We start from the raw sequence: 16415 nt of genomic DNA, 5'->3' as shown, positions 1-16415 counted from the left end.
CCCTGTAGGAATCCTAGAAATGCGTTTGCGGCGGAATGCGTGCGTCTTCGCTTTGATAAGCGCTGTCTTCCGGTTGTTTGGTTTTAGTATTGTAGATCACCGAACGCGCGGTGTTGTTATACAGCGTGTAATGCAGATCGACATTGCCGTTACTGGTATTGATAAACTGCCAACCGGTTGCGTCGCGCTCGAAAAAAGGATCGGCACGGTTCATCGGGACGGTTAATTTCGGTAGATATTGCTCGGCTTGAGCGTAAGACTGCGGATAGGGCCACGGCCATGCGGTGGCCATGACCGAGTTGAAGCTGATGTTGCCGATTTGGTTGTATTGGATTTGATGTACATGGCCATATATAACCGATACCTTATCGAAGGGCTTGAGTAAGGCTTGGATTTCTTCGGCGTCTTCGGTCCAGAAATTCCAGCCTTTGAAGATTTTTTGCAGCGGCGAATGCGATAACACGACGATCGGTGTAGTTTTGGCGACTTTGGATAAATCGGATTTGAGCCAGTTTCTTTGTTCCTCGCCGACCATGAACGGCGATCCGTTCGGATTGTCGAGTCCGGCCATTTCCAGCATACGCTGTTCGTTGCTCGGCCAGCGGTTGAAAGTCCAGTCGTCGTAAGTTCGGATGCTATTCAATACGATGAAATGCACGCCCTTATGATTGAAGCTGTAATATTGCGCGCCGAACAGTTGCTCCCAATAGTCGCCGAGGTCGAGATAATAGTCGTGCTCGCCCATCACATAGTGGACTTTATAGCGCAGTGCCGACATGATTTCGGCGCCGTGATCCAATTCGGCTTTCGTGCCGAGTTGGGCCAGATCCCCGCCGAAAAACACGAAATCGGGCTTCGGTACCAGTAGATTAGTTTCTGCCACTGCGCGAATCAGTCCCCGGTCCCAATTGCGGACGAAACGCGTGCCTTCGATATGCTGAATATGGGCATCGGAAATATAGGCGAACGTGAAGTTTTCGGCCGTGTCGGCAAAAGCCAATTCAATCAGGCTGATCGGTAACGTGCTGCCAAGGGCTGCGGCTCCCGCTGTTTTCAAAAAACTCCGGCGGCTTTTATGGATCGTATTCATCGTTCAAGTCTCCTTCAATTAACCGCTAGAGCCGATTCGGGTTCGGCCGGTTTTTTAGGGCTAGTCAATGCTTTCATGAACTCGACCAAATCGTCGATTTGCGCACCGGTTAAGTTGAGCGGACGTATGCCGCCGCTCAAGAAATCGTTGACGCGCGCGCCGGCATCCGAGACGCCGCCGTTGTTGTAATGCACCATGACTTCGCGCAAGGTTTTCACGCTGCCGTCATGCATGTAGGGCGCGGTTAATTCGACATTGCGTAGCGTTGGCGTCTTGAATGCGCCGATCTTGTTCAATTCGTCGGTGACCGCGAAGCGGCCGAGTTCCGACGATTTCGGATCGGTCAGTACCATGATATCGACGTCTTTACCCTGATATTTCGCCTCGAGGAAGGCTTGCGACAAGGCCGGAATGTCTTGCTCGATAAGATCGATGCCGATACCGATATTGTGAAAGCGGCTGTCGGTGAAGGTCGCATTATCTTGCTCGATCACATGGCAAGAGACGCACCGGCCTTGTCCGATGAATAAGTTGAATCCGCGAATTTGCGCATCGGTCATCGCATCGGTTTCGCCTTTGAAATAGAAACGGTCGAACGGCGAGTTGCCGGTGACAAGAGTACGCTCGAAACTGGCGATCGCTTGTACGACATGATCGATCGTCAGCGCATCACCTGCAACTTCGAAGACGTCTTGAAAAGACTGTTGATAATCCGGATCGCTACGGACGATATCGAGAATCGGGTCGTGATTGGGCAGGCCGTGTTCGACCGGGTTGATTAATGGCTGTTTCGCTTGATTTTCGAGATCGGGTTCGCGCCCGTCCCAAAATTGGGAATGATAAAACGCCGCGTTCAGCACCGTCGGCGCATTGCGTGTGCCGGTTTTGCCGCTGTGGCCGACCGAGACGGGTAGATTGTCGGTAAAGGTTTTGTTTTCGTCATGGCAATTCCCGCAACTGACCGTGCCGTCGATCGAAAAGCGTTTGTCGTGAAAAAGTTTGTCGCCGAGCGCGATCTTGCCCGGTGTTTGCGGATTGTTTTCGGGGATGGGAACCGGCGGTAAACCTAGTAGTTTGTCTTCTTCGGAATAGCGGATTGTAGGAGCGGTCTGAGTCTGCGGAGGGGGAGAAGTAGAAGGCTCGAGCGGGTCGGTTTTCGGTGTCTCGGTCGATTGCTCGCAACCGAACAAAACGGCAATGCCGAGCGTCAATACGAGTGAGTTGCGCATTTCAAGCCTCCAGCGGACAGAAGAACTGATTGGCATTGTAGTTTTTAAAAAGCCTTATCACAAGGCAATTCATGTTATGGACGATAGGTTTAGTCGAACATCGGAAATAAATCGATCAATCCATCGGCGGGAAGCGGTTTGGAATATAAAAAGCCTTGTCCGAAACGGCAGCCCGCTTGCATCAAGTAGGTGGCTTGTTCTTTATTTTCAATGCCTTCGGCAATGATATCCAAACGCATGTGACGGGCAATCGAAATGATGGAGTGGACAATCACTTTATCGTCAGGGTCGTTCAATATGTCACGGACAAAGGAGCGGTCGATCTTGATCGAATTAATCGGAAATTTTTTAAGATACGTTAACGAGGAATAACCCGTGCCGAAATCGTCCAACGATACGGTTATGCCCATTTGCATCAATTGTTGCAAAATGCGTATCACGGCGGACATATGTTGCATCATGACGGTTTCGGTGATTTCGATTTCTAAAAACCTCGCGTCAAGTCCGGTGCTATCCAGGCACTGCCTGATCGAATGGACCAAATCATTTTGCAGAAATTGTCGTGCCGATAGATTGACGCAGATTTTTTTTAATTGCGGTTGATCTTGATCGCGCCAAATCTTGAATTGCTTACAAGCGGACTTTAAAACCCATTCGCCGATTGCAACGATCATACCGGTTTCTTCGGCAATCGGAATGAAGTCATCGGGTGAAATCAGTCCTTTTCTCGGGTGATTCCAGCGTAACAACGCTTCGAAACCGATAATTTGATTCGGTGTTGTTTGTAAATCGATCAAGGGTTGGTAGTATACGATAAACTCATGATTGGGCAGGGCATGATGCAGATCGTTTTCAAGCGTGCTGCGGGTGAGCGCCTCGGAGCGCATATTATCGGAGAAATATTGGTAATTATTGCGTCCCGAAGCTTTTGCGTGATACATCGCGGCATCCGCGTTTTTGATCAATTCATCGACCGAAGAGCCATCCTTCGGAAATAGCGTGAATCCGATACTCGTCGATGTGATGAACTGGTTGCCGGATAAATCGAAAGGTTGCGATAACACATCGAGTATTTTTTTGGCGATCTCGGCGCTATGTAGTGCCGCACTCTGTTCGTCGACGAAATCGGTCAATAAAATAACGAATTCGTCGCCACCGAAACGCGCGACCGTATCGCTTTCTCGCACGCAGCTTTTGAGGCGTTTAGCCACATTTTGCAGCAATAAGTCGCCGGCAAAATGACCGAGGGTATCGTTGAGTATTTTGAAGCGATCCAGATCGAGAAAAAACACCGAAAGCCATAGTTTATGGCGTACCGCTTGAACGATGCCTTGCTTGAGCCGGTCGTTCAATAAAGCGCGATTAGGCAGTTCGGTCAAGGGATCGAAATAAGCCAATTGTTCGATTTGTTTCTCATTGAGTTTGCGTAGCGTGATGTCGGAAAATATGCCGATATAATGACTGACGCGACCGAATTTATCGTTGATGCGGCAAATACTGAGCCATTCGGCGTATAAATCTCCATTTTTTCTACGGTTCCAGATTTCGCCTTGCCAACAGCCTTCTTTGTTGATTTTTTGCCACATATCGCGGTAGAACTCAGGGCTTTGTCGCCCGGAGGAGAGAATTTTCGGCGTTCGGCCGATGACTTCGGCCGGTTTATAGCCCGTTACCGCGGTAAAAGCGAAGTTTATTTTGAGAATGGTCGTATCGGGCGCGGTAATCATGATGCTTTCCTGGCTATGCTCGAACACTTTCGCGGCAAGTTTTAGTTGCTCTTCCATTTTTTTGCGTTCGCCGATAGTAATGATATTGACCAGTAAACAATCATGGTTGAAATCGACACTCGCGCCGGCTTGCTTTTTTATCAGGCGTCCGCTGAGTTCAACGTAAATGGGTTTTTTGTGCATATCGAGCACTCTCAACTCGATTTGCTTTCCCTCCGGCTTTTTATAAAAAGCGTTGTAACGTGCGTTAAAAATACTCAAGTCGTCGGCATGAATAAAAGCGGCAAGAAACTTATCGCGTAATTCGCTATGGCTTTTACCGAGCATTTCTTGCACGGTCTGATTCGACTGCAAAATGCGTCCTTTTTCATCCAGTCTTAAAAAACCTACCGGCGCTAGGTCGAAAAGTGTAATGAAGTCGTTTCTTGAAGCAATGAGTTGTTGCTGCGCTTCTACGAGCTGTTCGTTTTGCATGCGCAGTTCGATTTGATGCACATTCAGCTCGTGAAACAGCGTCTGCAAATCAAGCGGCAAATCCGCATCGAGATGGTTCGGCTCGAAATTGATTAAGGATTCCGCTTCATGTCTTAAATCGTCGATATCCGCTGGATTTTTCTTCATCTTGCGTGCCGGTTTAGTGTCGTTGTTCGCTGAATGCAATCAAAAGCGCTTCTCCGACGTGATCTCCGAGAACCGATGCGTTTATTTTGACGGCTAATTCTTGATTGTCCTTGGTGAGTCTTTGGGTCGATAGCGTTTGCGGGGCCGAACATCCCCGCGTCAATCCGGCGATAAAGCGCAGTACTTGTGTTCTGCCGGATTCGGGCGTTAGGTCCGCGATATTGCGGCCTATGGTTTCTTGCTTGAGCCAACCGTATAAATTCTCGGCGCCTTTATTCCAAGCGGTTATTTTTCCATTAGGGTCCAGTAAAATTAACGATTCTTCGGTATCCATCACGAGCGAAGCAAGGCGCTGAAGGCAACTGACGCAATCGTTTTTGACCGCCGTCATACGTGCACTAATATCGCGCTCGGTCAAGGCGATCAATTCGTTGCCTTGGCTTTCGGAATAAAGTAGCGAAGCCGTAACGGAAACATCGATCAATTTACCGCTTTTGGTGATACGCCGAGTTTCAAATTGCGATACGGCTTCGCCTAGATGATTTTTTTGCTGCAGCTTAGCAGCGATCGAGATGTCGGCAGACGGCATAAGCGATTGAAATTTCATGCCCAGCGCTTCCCGTTCAGTCCATCCGTAGAGTTTTTCGGCGCCGCGGTTCCAGGTGACGATGTTGCCGTCCAAGTCTTGCAACGTGATCGCGTCGTCAGAATAAAGCGCGAAATTGGCTAAGCGTTCGCGTTCCATTTTTTCGCGTATCTTAAGCTCGGTTTCGGTGCGTTTTAGCCGGTCGATATCGATGAAAGTCAGAATGATGCCGGCATAGGCATTGTCGGATATGGCGTAGGGTAAAACACGCAATAGATACCAATCGCCATTGGCGGTTTGCAGTTCCTGTTCGAACGGCGTTTGATTTTCGGACACCTCGTTGACGATTGCATCCAGATTGATATCGAGAATCGAATGCGACAAATGAAAAAAGGGCCGGCCGAGATCGTTGTCTCGGATATGGAATATCGACTCGAGTTGATGAGTAAAGCGCCTGACTTCGAGATTTTCGTCGAGAAATAGTGTCGCGATATTGGTGCTATTGAACAAATTATCCAAGTCGTTATTAAGCAGCGTTAATTCGGTGATCTTGCCTTGATACTCGGCGTTGACGGTATACAATTCTTCATTGACCGATTGCAGCTCTTCGTTGGTGCTTTGCAGTTCTTCGTTGCTGGCTAGCAGTTCTTCATTGGTTGCTTGCAGCTCTTCGTTGGATGTTTCCAACTCCTCTACCGTCGTTTGCAGGTTTTCTCGCGTGAATTGTAATTCCTGCTCCAGGTCATTGATGCGTTGTCGTGCATCCATGTCGACGTCGTAGGATAAAGGTTCGGTCGAGTTCGGCTTATTGGGCTCGGTCGTTTCGCTGATCATGACCGCGAGCAATTTTTCCTGGCTTTTCTTGCCGGGCAGGTTTTTGATGGTTAGCGTGACCGTTCTTAATTGATCATGGTCGTGAATGCGTATATTGGATAAGACGATTTCATTCGTGCCTTTTAACGCTTTATTAATGCCGGTTGCAATGGGTATTGCCAGATCCTTTATGACGATTTTCGTGACGTCGCTGCTGATTTTACCGCTGGGATAGGATAAATAGTCTCTGGCTTCACCGAAGGTATGCGAGATTTCCATGTTTTCGTTAACCAACATTGTAAACGGCAAAATATCCCCTGCAATGCCGTTGACGAAACGCTCTAACGTCCGGTCTTCGGAAAAACGGTTGATGGCCGGGCGGTTGACAGTCGTTGTGAAGGAAGGTTGAAAGCTAGAACCGGTAATTGGGCGCTGTTCCAAAGGTGTCAGCCCGGTTGCTTTGTATTTACCTTTGGAGCGGTATAGTTTGGTTTTAGGACTGACAAAGTCGAAATAATCGACCATATCGCCGATAGTTTCGCTGGTGCCGAGCAGTAGCAAACCGTCCTTGGTCAGCGAAAAATTGAATAATTCTAAGATTTTTTTCTGTAAAACCGGCTGCAGATAAATCAGCACGTTTCTACAACTGATCATATGAATATTGGTGAATGGTGGGTCCTTGATCAGGTTATGCTGGGCAAAAACCACCATTTCTCTAATTTTTTGCGTGACTTGAAAATTATCTTCCTTGCGTGAAAAATATTTGCTCAATAGCTCTGGCGGCACATCGGCGGCAATACTTTCAGGGTACAAACCGGCGCTCGCTTTCTCGATAGCGTTTTGATCGATATCGGTCGCGAATATTTTGATGCGGAAGTAATGTCCGGATTGCTCACGATATTCGGCGAGTAACATCGCCAGCGAATAAGCCTCTTCGCCAGTCGAGCATGCGGTTACCCACAAACGTAGGTCATCTCCTTGCAGTTTTCCGATCGATTCAGGTAGCCATTTTTCATTGAACTCTTGAAAAACGAATTCGTCCCGGAAAAAACATGTCACACCGATCAAAAGCTCTTGATAGAGGGTATTGATTTCTTGCTGGTTCGTTTCCATGAACCGGACATATTCGGTCAAATCGGCAAGTTGATTGATGCTGACCCGTCTCTCGATGCGGCGCATTACAGTACTAGGTTTGTAATAGGTAAAATCGATTTTGCATTTTTCGCGAAGCAGCGCGAAGATGCGGGTAATGCTGGTGCCGCCTTGTGGGATGATGTCCGTTTCCAGGCTGCCGGAATAAGGATGTTTAATGAAGGATAATAACTGCGGAGGCATTTCGTCCGGCGCAAGAATAAAATCGGCAAGCCCGGTCGCGGTTGCGTTGTTCGGCATGCCGGTGAATTTGGCGGATTCTTCGTCTTGAACCATCACCATGCCGCCGTGTTCCTTGATCGCCCGAATGCCGCGAGTGCCATCGCTGCCTGTTCCGGACAAAATAATCGCAATCCCGCGATTTCCTGCATCCTCGGCTAGAGATCGCAAGAAGATATCGACTGGCAGGTTAAGTCCTTCGGTTCGAACTTGTTCCTTGAGCAACAGTTTGCCGTGAAAAATGGTTAGGTTTTGTCGAGGGGGTATCAGGTAAATGTGGTTCTGATTGACTGCCATGCCATCCTCGATCCGATGTACGGGCATTTCGGTATGCTTGGACAGTAATTCAGCCATCAGGCTTTTATAATCGGGCGAAAGATGTTGAACGACGACAAATGCGAGTCCGGAATTGATCGGCATTTTCTTGAAGAATGACTCGATAGCCTCAAGGCCGCCGGCCGAGGCGCCGATGCCGACGATATAAGGCGCCGTAAGTTCGGATGAGGTGCCGTTTTCCATTATTGTATTATTGTTGTTAGGGTTAATCGGTCGGCTAAGACTAACACTTAAGCTGATCAGTGTTAAGAAAAAACGAACAGCCTCTGATTGAATGAGAGCGAGATAGCTCTATTTTTAATCACTACCGAGCGCTTTTCCGATATCAATACACTAAGTATATATTCACGACGCAGCGACAGATCTTAATATTTCGTTCGAAACGAAGTTGCCTTGTATTGGTTTTGAAAACAAATAGCCTTGCCCGTAGCTGCACCCGCTTTGTAAAACCAGTTCGGCTTGTTGTTCAGTTTCAATACCTTCTGCGAGTACTTCGAGATCTAAATTACGCCCGAGGCCTATGATTGCTCGCAGCATATCGGCCTGACGCGATTGTGGAGATTCGATTGTTCGTACGAAGGATTGATCGATTTTTAGCAAGTCAATCGGATAACGCTGAAGATATGCCAATGAAGAATAACCTGTACCGAAATCGTCCATCGACAATGAAAGTCCCATATTCTTTAAATGCGACATGATTCTCAATGTTGCATCTTCATGACAAATCGCAATATTTTCGGTGATTTCGAGATCTAGGCAATGCGGGGGCAAACCGCTGTCATCGAGAGCTCTTTTGACTGATTCTAGTAAGCCGCTCTTATAAAATTGGATGACAGACAAATTTACGGCCACTTTGATCGGTAGTCCGATCTGGTCTAGCCATTGCTTAGCTTGTCGGCAAGACTCTTGAATGACCCAGTTTCCAACAGGGACGATCAAGCCGGTTCTTTCCAATAATGGAATGAATTTTAACGGAGACACAATGCCTAGGGTGGGGTGGTGCCAGCGCAACAAGGCTTCAGCGCCGATAATTTTCCTGCTGGCGATATCGATTTGCGGTTGATATAAGATATGAAATTGTTTGCTAGCCAATGCTCGATGGATGTCGGATTCTAAAAGGTAGCGGTCGTGTAAGCCCGAATTCATTTCCGATGAATAGAAGATTAACGGTTTGACGCCGTAAGTATCCGTATGTTCCAGTGCAATTTCGGCACCGAGCAATAGCTCTTCGCCAGTCGAACCGCCATTCGGGTAAGTGTTTACACCGACCGAGATATCGGCAAATACGATTTGACCATCCAAAGAGAAAGGCTGCGAAAAAATGTCGAGTAAATCGAGCAGCGTTTTTTGCAATACATCGATGCGTATGTTATGGGCAATAACGGCCAAGCAATTGTGACTGATCATATAAGCATCGTCTTTCAACAAACTTGATATACGTTCCGAAACTGTTTTGACTAAGTCTTGGTATAAGCCATTGCCAATGGTAAAACGGCTTTGCGGTAGACGATTCAAACGAAATAGAACCAGAGAAAAGGGCATTTCTTGATTGGTTTTAGCCGATATCATGCGCAAATTTTCTAGTAAATGTTCGCGATTCGGCAAGCCGGTATAATTGTCGTAATTAACTAGACGGTGAATATTGGCTTTGGCTTTGCGCAGTCCATCGCGAATAGAGAATTCCCGTAACTCACGCTCTATAACCGGTAGTAGTCTGGCGAAATCGCCTTTACGAATAAAATCTTGTGCACCGGCCTGCATTGCTTCAATCATTATTTCATCAGTTATCGAGCCGGATACGATAATCAGCGGAATATCTAGCCCCGTCTGATTCAGAATATTCAGAGCAGACATCAAATCGAAGCATGGCATATTATGATCGCACAATACCGCATGCCATTGATTTATTGTCAAGGCTTGTTGAAATGATTCCGGATTATCGACACGTTCGTAATTGAGCTGATAACCGGCGTTGTGAAACTGATAACTCAGTAGTTCGCAATCATCGGCATTATCTTCAACGAACAATAAATTTAATTGCTTAGTTTCGCAATTCATGGTGATGCTCCTTCCTAGTTAGTATGAATATTCTTCTATGCGGTGGAAGCGCTTCAATCGGAGAGGATTCGTTTTTAATAAACTTAAGGGATATGCGATGAGTTAATCTTTTAATAAATCGGATAATAAATCGGAATCCGTGAACGCTTCGTTGTTATAAGGGCTTTCGGTAAATCGAGGGCGATACCATGCGCAAATTACTATGGAAACCATTCAACGATTCGGAATGGCTGATAAATAAATAGCCGCCGGGCCGAAGAAAATGTTGTATTCGTTCGATTAAGCGTTGCTTGGTGGTGACGTCGAAATAAATCATCACATTGCGCAAGAATATAATGTCGAAAGTTCCGAGGTCAGGTAGTTTTTCTATTAAATTAGCCCGTATAAATTTTACACGGCTGCGTAAACCTGCATCGATCAAGAAAAAACCGTCATATTCCCCGTGACCTTTGAGGCAGTGTTTTTTTAACAAAGACTTCGGTATTTTATCGGCGGCAGCGATTGGATACAGGCCCCTCCTTGCTTTATCGAGCATACGCGTAGAAATATCGGTTCCGACAACTTCCCATTGGCTGGTTTTGGCGTGTTCCGATGCTAGTAGTGCTAACGTATAGGATTCTTCTCCACTCGAACTTGCCGCGCTCCAAAAACGCAGACGTTGCCCAGGTTGACAAGTCGGGAAATATTGATCGATCAGAAAATCGAAGTGTTTGTACTCTCTAAAGAAATAAGTCTCATTGGTTGTCAGTAAATCGATTGCGGTTAATGTTTCGTGCTCGAAGCCGGGTTGACCCAGCAGTCGAAAATATTCACTGTAACTCGTAAAACCATAATGGCGTAAGCGTTTTTCGAGGCGACCGCAAACAAGTGCTTTTTTCGAATCGTTCAATACGATACCTGCGCGTTCGTATAAATAATCTCTAATCCATTCGAATTCATAACGTTCGAGCGTCAATGAGCCGTACAAAAATTGATTTCGTTGAAGACTTGTGGCTGACATAATCGACCTGTCCATTTTTAATGATGTATATGTTTCGGAGAGGTTTTGCGCCCCTCGGTTTGAAAGAAAGACATTAACCGGTGCAACTGTTCGATACGTTGCGTCATATCCTTTGCTGTCGCCGCCAATTCCTCGCTGACCGAGACATTTTGCTGAGTGATCGTATTGATTTGGGACATAGTTAAATTGACTTGCTGCACGCCCGAGGATTGTTCGCGTGATGCATCCGCAATCTCTCTTACCAATTCGGAGGTTTTGGCAATGCCTGGAACAATTTCGTCGAGCATTCTCCCGGCGTTTTCGGCGGTTTTGACGCTGTTTTCGGCCAAATCGCCGATTTCCTGAGCGGCGATTTGGCTGTGTTCGGCCAGTTTACGGACTTCTGCCGCGACAACAGCGAAACCTTTACCATGATCTCCCGCTCGGGCTGCTTCGATCGCTGCATTCAAAGCCAGCATGTTGGTTTGATAGGCGATATCATCAATGATGCTGATTTTGTCGGCGATCATTTTCATTGCCGCGATGGTTTGTTTGACGGCTAGCCCGCCTTCGTCGGCTTCATGGGCGGCCTTGCCGGCTGTCGTATCGGTCATTTTTGCGTTTTCGGCGTTTTGGTCGATTCTTCCCGCCATTTGTTCGATACTGGCGCTGGTTTCTTCGACATTGGCTGCTTGTTTGCTTGCCGATTCCGATAACCCTTGGGAGGTCGAAAGAATTTGCTTGGACGCACGGTTTAACAACACGGCGGCATCAACGACCTCGCTGACAGTTTGTCCCAATTTTCGGACGGTATTGTTTGTCGCTGCTCTTAGCTCTTCGAGTTGACCTTTATATCGTTCGTTAATCTGCTGAGTCATGTCGCCTTGCTCCATCGCCATTAATATTCTCTGAACCTGATCGAGCGGATCGATGACGGCATCCATCGTAGCATTGATACCTTCGACAATTTTTCGATAATCACCCTGATGCTTCGATGCATCGGCTCTTGTTTCGAGACGCCCTTCGACGGCGGCTTGGGACAGGATTATTGAGTCGGAGATCAAAGCCTGTACACTCAACACGGCTGCGTTGAGACCTTCTTTGAGCTGATTGAATTCCAAACCGTAATCGGTTTCATCGCGCTCGGGCATTTCACCGCGGCCGAGCTTACCGACAGCATCGACCATTACCGAGACCGGGTGTAGTATGCCTCGCACAATAAACCAGCTCAGCACAGAAAAAAGTGCGAACAAACTCAAAACTATCAATAAGATCGTGTATGTGTGACTGTTGATTTCATATATTCTCGCATTAAGTGCATCGGATAATGCACGATTGAAACTGTCGGAAGCAGTGTAACGGCGTGCAGTCATCGCATCGGTTTGATCAATAAAAGCATTAAGCGATAACAGGGGAGATTTCATATCGATGATTCGATCTTTGACGAGTTGGGTAATTTGCTTTGCATCTTTCGCCAGAGTGTGGCTAATATTGTTGAGTGTGTCATCGTTCACCGAAATTTTAGCGATACTTTCATCTAATAAAGTTTGGTTCTTATGTAGCGCTGCGATGAGCTGTATAAGAGCTGCCTGATCTTCAGGGGAAATGACTTGTCGCTTTAATACATGAGCACTTCGATTTATTAACTGGTTGAATAAATTTGCCGTATCCGGCAGTTGATTGATAGCGACCGTCATCAAGTAATAGGTATCGACTTCAGGGTCTAATGCCAATCCGGATACATCGGCGAGCTTGCGATTGAAAACCGACAGTTTGTCGATTAATCCGGCATTTTGCTCGGCGCCGAATTCTGAAGGTGATTTCGGGGTGTTGCGATATGTAATGCGCTGCCAATCGGATTTGATATCGTCCCAAAAGTGCGTCAAAGCAAAATCGGATAATTCGTTGTCGATGGTATCAATGGTTTTTATTTGATTGTCGATGGCGATGCTAATAGATTCAATACGATCCGATAATCCCTCGGTACCAGACAGCACTCGGCTATTGATGTTTGAATACTGTTGAAGCAATTGCATTAGCTTAATCGTTTCCCGTACATATCGAACGCCTAGTTTTTCCTGTTCGGTGACGTATGTCTCTTGGTTTGCGCGAACGATAAGCATTCCGGTCGGAACTGCGAACATAGTTACTGCCAGAAATACGAGTATGAAAAACTTATGAGACAGTTTGATATTGCTTAAAAAAGTTCTGAGTTTACCGGTTTCGAAAGGATTGGCTATCCGGCCTGCATTGATTTCTTGATAAAGCTTGTCAGCTTCCTCGATTTGCATTCGGGTTGGCTTAAAGCGCAAAGAGCGGTAAGCGACGATCTTGCCGTTATCGTAGACCGGCGCAACATGGGCATCGACCCAATAATAATCGCCGTTTTTGCAACGGTTTTTAATGCGGCCGTTCCAGGTGCGACCGGATGTGATTGTTTTCCAGAGCGACTGAAACGCTTGCGGCGGCATGTCCGGATGGCGGACTATGTTATGGTTTTGTTTCAGCAGTTCCTGTTCGCTGAAGCCGCTTATTTTGACGAATGCCGGGCTGGCGCTGGTAATGACACCATTTAAATCGGTCGTTGAGACCAGTTTGTCCTCTTCGCCGAAATGCACTTCGTTCTGTGTGATCGGTTCATTGTTTCTCATCGAAGTTGTTTCCTGTGCGTGTGGCGTTTGTGTCTGTCTTGGGTTGAGCAATGCGCGTTCGCCCGAATGACGCTCAATATTATTTTTTATTATTATTTCTATTCTTTGCTAGTCTAATTTCTGCACCGGAATAGTGACAAAGGACGCGGTGAATACATCTATGTACGCTCAATAATCCCTAACCTATAGCGTTTTATCTGTATTCATAACATTCTTGTGATGCTGCAGTTGCCGAGAATCGAAAATCAGCCGAACACCTCGGCGCCTTCATACGATAATGTCGAAATGTGAAGTGCAATAGGTATGGATTCCATAGTCAGCATGCTCCCATATAAACGATCGTCAAATATCGGCAGAGCTGTTCGGGCTTAGCCATAACACATCGACACATCGTTATTCGATGTCTAACGGACGAGTTTCGCCGGCCTCGCTCAATGCAGCCATTTCATCGACCGAAAGTACGCGGTTGCCGTTTAACAAAATAATGAAGCGGCCGTTGCTTTTGGCCATGCCATTGATGAAGTCAGGGCGGATGCCAATGCCGAAATTGGGGGGCGGCTCGATTTCTTGTTGTGCAATATCGATGACTTCGTTAACGGCATCGACGATGATGCCAATGTCGTGTGAGCCCTCCCCCCCGTTTTCGGTTTCGACGATCACGATTCCGCTTCGTTTGGCGATTGGCGTCATTCCTTTGCCGAAGCGCGCCATCAGATCGATGACCGGGACGACACTACCTCGCAGGTTGATGACACCGCGTACAAAATCGGGCATCATCGGGACTTCGGTTAATTCGCCGTAGGCTATGATTTCCTTGATATTCAAGATGCCCAGCGCATATACTTCGCCGTTTAGCATAAAAGTGAGGTACTGACCGGCCTTGGCGAGCGTTTGCGTGTTTTTTACCACTGGCTTGCGTTCGGTTGTCGTTGCGATTTCAGTCATGAGTTCCTCCTAAAAGCGTGCGAATTGCTTGAGATCGAATTCGCTCTCAACGTCGGTTGTTTCGTATTCTTCGATCGGTTTGACAGGTTTGGTTTTTTTCTGCTCCCTGACAGCAAAGGCCGGCGATTTTTTTTCGTTCCGCGCGATAGTGAAGAACCCCATCAAGCTTTGTAATTGTTCGGCTTGCCCTGTCATTTCTTCTGCAGTCGCGGCCAACTCCTCGCTTGCCGAGGCATTCTGTTGAGTGATCTGGTTCATTTGATTCATCGCAGTATTGATTTGGCTGACACCCGAGGCTTGTTCTTGAGAGGAGGCGGCAATTTCTTGAACCAAGTCTGACGTTTTTGCGATGCTAGGTACGATTTCGTCGAGCAATTTTCCAGCGCTTTCGGCGGTCATAACGCTGCTTTCCGCTAGTTCGCCGATTTCTTGTGCGGCTATTTGGCTACGTTCAGCCAATTTACGCACTTCCGCAGCGACTACCGCGAAGCCTTTTCCGTGGTCGCCTGCTCGAGCAGCCTCAATGGCGGCATTTAATGCCAACATATTGGTTTGATAAGCGATATCGTCGATGATGCCGATTTTTGCCGCGATGTCTTTCATTGCCGAGACGGTTTGTTTGACGGCTTCTCCGCCTTCGGTTGCTTCTTTCGATGCTTTGCCGGCCATGCCGTCGGTAACTTTGGCGTTTTCCGAATTCTGATTAATGCTGGCGGCCATTTGTTCAATGCTGGCGCTGGTTTGTTCGACGCTGGCGGCTTGCTCGCTAGATGCTTGCGACAACGATTGCGACGTTGCGCTTATTTGCTCTGAAGCCGAACCTAATTGGTCGGCAGCTGCGACGACTTCGGCTATCGTTTGCGAAAGCTTGACGATGGTATTGTTGACCGTTTGTTTGAAGTCGTTGAGTTGGCCTTTGTAGTCGCCGGCAATGTTGAGTGTAAGGTCGCCTTGTTCGACTCGCGTCAATACATCGATGGCTTCGTTGACGGGTACAATTACGCCATCTAATGTATCGTTCACGCCTTGGACAATTTTACGGAATTCGCCTTGATGTTTACTCGCTTCGGCTCGTGTTGCCAAGCGACCGTCCGTGGCGGCTTGAGCTAGCATATTGGCATCGTCGACCAAGGATTGAATAGCCGACATCATGTTTTTCATTGCCGCCATCACACTGGATCTATCGTCGGATTTCAATTCGATTTGGGTAGATAGATCGCCGACTGCAATTTTATTGGCCAGCATGACGACGAAATCGGGTTCTCCTCCGAGTTGAGCCATGATGCTGCGAGTTATCCAGGCCCCTAGAGCAAATAACGCAATCAACATCAAAAAAGCACCGGTCAGCATCATGGTTTTCGACGAATTGACTTGCTGATTGCCTACAGCAACCGCTTCATCGCCATATTTGACGTTCAAATCGATGATTTTGGCTAGCGTTGCTTCTGCTTTTGCGAATAAAGGTTCGTTCTTTTGAGTGCGTTGATAAAACTCTGCGAAGAGATCCTTCTGACGCTGCTCGTCCCGATTTTCGCTTAATGCGGAAATCGTATCGGTAATCTTGTTATCGGCTAACTTCCATTCCTCCCATTCACTGACGAATTGTTTCCACAATACGGCTTCTTCCTCGGTTTGCGGCAGCGGTTCGTAAAGTTTCCAGCCATTATCGATGCGGCGCCATATGTTTTTTTTCCTATTCGCTTCTTCGGAAAATTGGGTTTGCGCTTGATAGTCGTTCTCGAAAAAAGCGATGCGCCGGTTGGACGCGCTGATTGCGGTTTGCCCTTCATTAATGATTTCAAGACCGAGTACCGACGGCAAACGAACTTCGCCGACTTCGCTAAGTGAAGCGGCCGTGCCGACTAAACCGTACCAGCCGAATGCACCGACGATTAGTAACGCTATAAGAGCGACGGCTTGTATGCCGATTAACTTTGTTTTTAATGTCAGATTTTTCATAGTTATCTTCCGATTATGTGTAATTAACGAATAACCATTTCAGTCGATTA

The 16415-nt window shown here is 47.2% G+C and carries 9 protein-coding genes; all 9 read right to left on the bottom strand.

Annotated elements, in window-relative coordinates:
• Window positions 1-13: 13 nt before the first annotated feature.
• Window positions 14-1090, bottom strand: coding sequence for a metallophosphoesterase (locus EQU24_RS21495; RefSeq protein ID WP_014150234.1), 1077 nt, complete (start codon window positions 1088-1090; stop codon window positions 14-16).
• 14 nt (window positions 1091-1104) lie between these two features.
• Entirely contained in the window at window positions 1105-2319 is a 1215-nt protein-coding gene (locus EQU24_RS21490; protein ID WP_017841589.1) for a cytochrome-c peroxidase, read from the bottom strand.
• An 89-nt stretch (window positions 2320-2408) separates the two neighbouring features.
• Entirely contained in the window at window positions 2409-4667 is a 2259-nt protein-coding gene (locus tag EQU24_RS21485; protein ID WP_017841590.1) for a sensor domain-containing protein, read from the bottom strand.
• A 13-nt stretch (window positions 4668-4680) separates the two neighbouring features.
• Window positions 4681-7956 carry a chemotaxis protein CheB gene (locus EQU24_RS21480; protein WP_017841591.1) on the bottom strand — a complete coding sequence of 1092 codons (3276 nt, stop codon included), beginning with the start codon at window positions 7954-7956 and terminating at the stop codon, window positions 4681-4683.
• A 162-nt stretch (window positions 7957-8118) separates the two neighbouring features.
• Window positions 8119-9831: an EAL domain-containing response regulator gene (locus EQU24_RS21475; protein ID WP_017841592.1), complete on the bottom strand. Its 1713-nt coding sequence runs from the start codon at window positions 9829-9831 to the stop codon at window positions 8119-8121.
• Between the two features lie 154 nt (window positions 9832-9985).
• Complete coding sequence (locus EQU24_RS21470) at window positions 9986-10831, bottom strand: CheR family methyltransferase (RefSeq protein ID WP_017841593.1); 846 nt, start codon at window positions 10829-10831, stop codon at window positions 9986-9988.
• Window positions 10832-10848: 17 nt separating this feature from the next.
• The gene (locus EQU24_RS21465) at window positions 10849-13461 is read right to left on the bottom strand and encodes a methyl-accepting chemotaxis protein (protein ID WP_017841594.1); all 2613 of its coding nucleotides are present in this window, start codon (window positions 13459-13461) and stop codon (window positions 10849-10851) included.
• 393 nt (window positions 13462-13854) lie between these two features.
• The gene (locus EQU24_RS21460) at window positions 13855-14406 is read right to left on the bottom strand and encodes a chemotaxis protein CheW (protein WP_017841595.1); all 552 of its coding nucleotides are present in this window, start codon (window positions 14404-14406) and stop codon (window positions 13855-13857) included.
• A 9-nt stretch (window positions 14407-14415) separates the two neighbouring features.
• The gene (locus tag EQU24_RS21455) at window positions 14416-16365 is read right to left on the bottom strand and encodes a HAMP domain-containing methyl-accepting chemotaxis protein (RefSeq protein ID WP_017841596.1); all 1950 of its coding nucleotides are present in this window, start codon (window positions 16363-16365) and stop codon (window positions 14416-14418) included.
• Window positions 16366-16415: the final 50 nt, after the last annotated feature.

The sequence above is a fragment of the Methylotuvimicrobium buryatense genome, assembly GCF_005931095.1.
Lineage (GTDB): Bacteria > Pseudomonadota > Gammaproteobacteria > Methylococcales > Methylomonadaceae > Methylotuvimicrobium > Methylotuvimicrobium buryatense.
Note: the sequence above shows the minus strand (reverse complement) of the source record. Positions and strands in the feature narration are given on the sequence as shown.

What these genes read in the sequence shown, in the direction of transcription:
- EQU24_RS21455 (WP_017841596.1), bottom strand. Translation starts at nt 16,365, where the DNA reads ATGAAAAATCTGACATTAAAAACAAAGTTAATCGGCATACAAGCCGTC.
- EQU24_RS21470 (WP_017841593.1), bottom strand. Translation starts at nt 10,831, where the DNA reads ATGTCAGCCACAAGTCTTCAACGAAATCAATTTTTGTACGGCTCATTG.
- EQU24_RS21465 (WP_017841594.1), bottom strand. Translation starts at nt 13,461, where the DNA reads ATGAGAAACAATGAACCGATCACACAGAACGAAGTGCATTTCGGCGAA.
- EQU24_RS21495 (WP_014150234.1), bottom strand. Translation starts at nt 1,090, where the DNA reads ATGAATACGATCCATAAAAGCCGCCGGAGTTTTTTGAAAACAGCGGGA.
- EQU24_RS21460 (WP_017841595.1), bottom strand. Translation starts at nt 14,406, where the DNA reads ATGACTGAAATCGCAACGACAACCGAACGCAAGCCAGTGGTAAAAAAC.
- EQU24_RS21480 (WP_017841591.1), bottom strand. Translation starts at nt 7,956, where the DNA reads ATGGAAAACGGCACCTCATCCGAACTTACGGCGCCTTATATCGTCGGC.
- EQU24_RS21485 (WP_017841590.1), bottom strand. Translation starts at nt 4,667, where the DNA reads ATGAAGAAAAATCCAGCGGATATCGACGATTTAAGACATGAAGCGGAA.
- EQU24_RS21475 (WP_017841592.1), bottom strand. Translation starts at nt 9,831, where the DNA reads ATGAATTGCGAAACTAAGCAATTAAATTTATTGTTCGTTGAAGATAAT.
- EQU24_RS21490 (WP_017841589.1), bottom strand. Translation starts at nt 2,319, where the DNA reads ATGCGCAACTCACTCGTATTGACGCTCGGCATTGCCGTTTTGTTCGGT.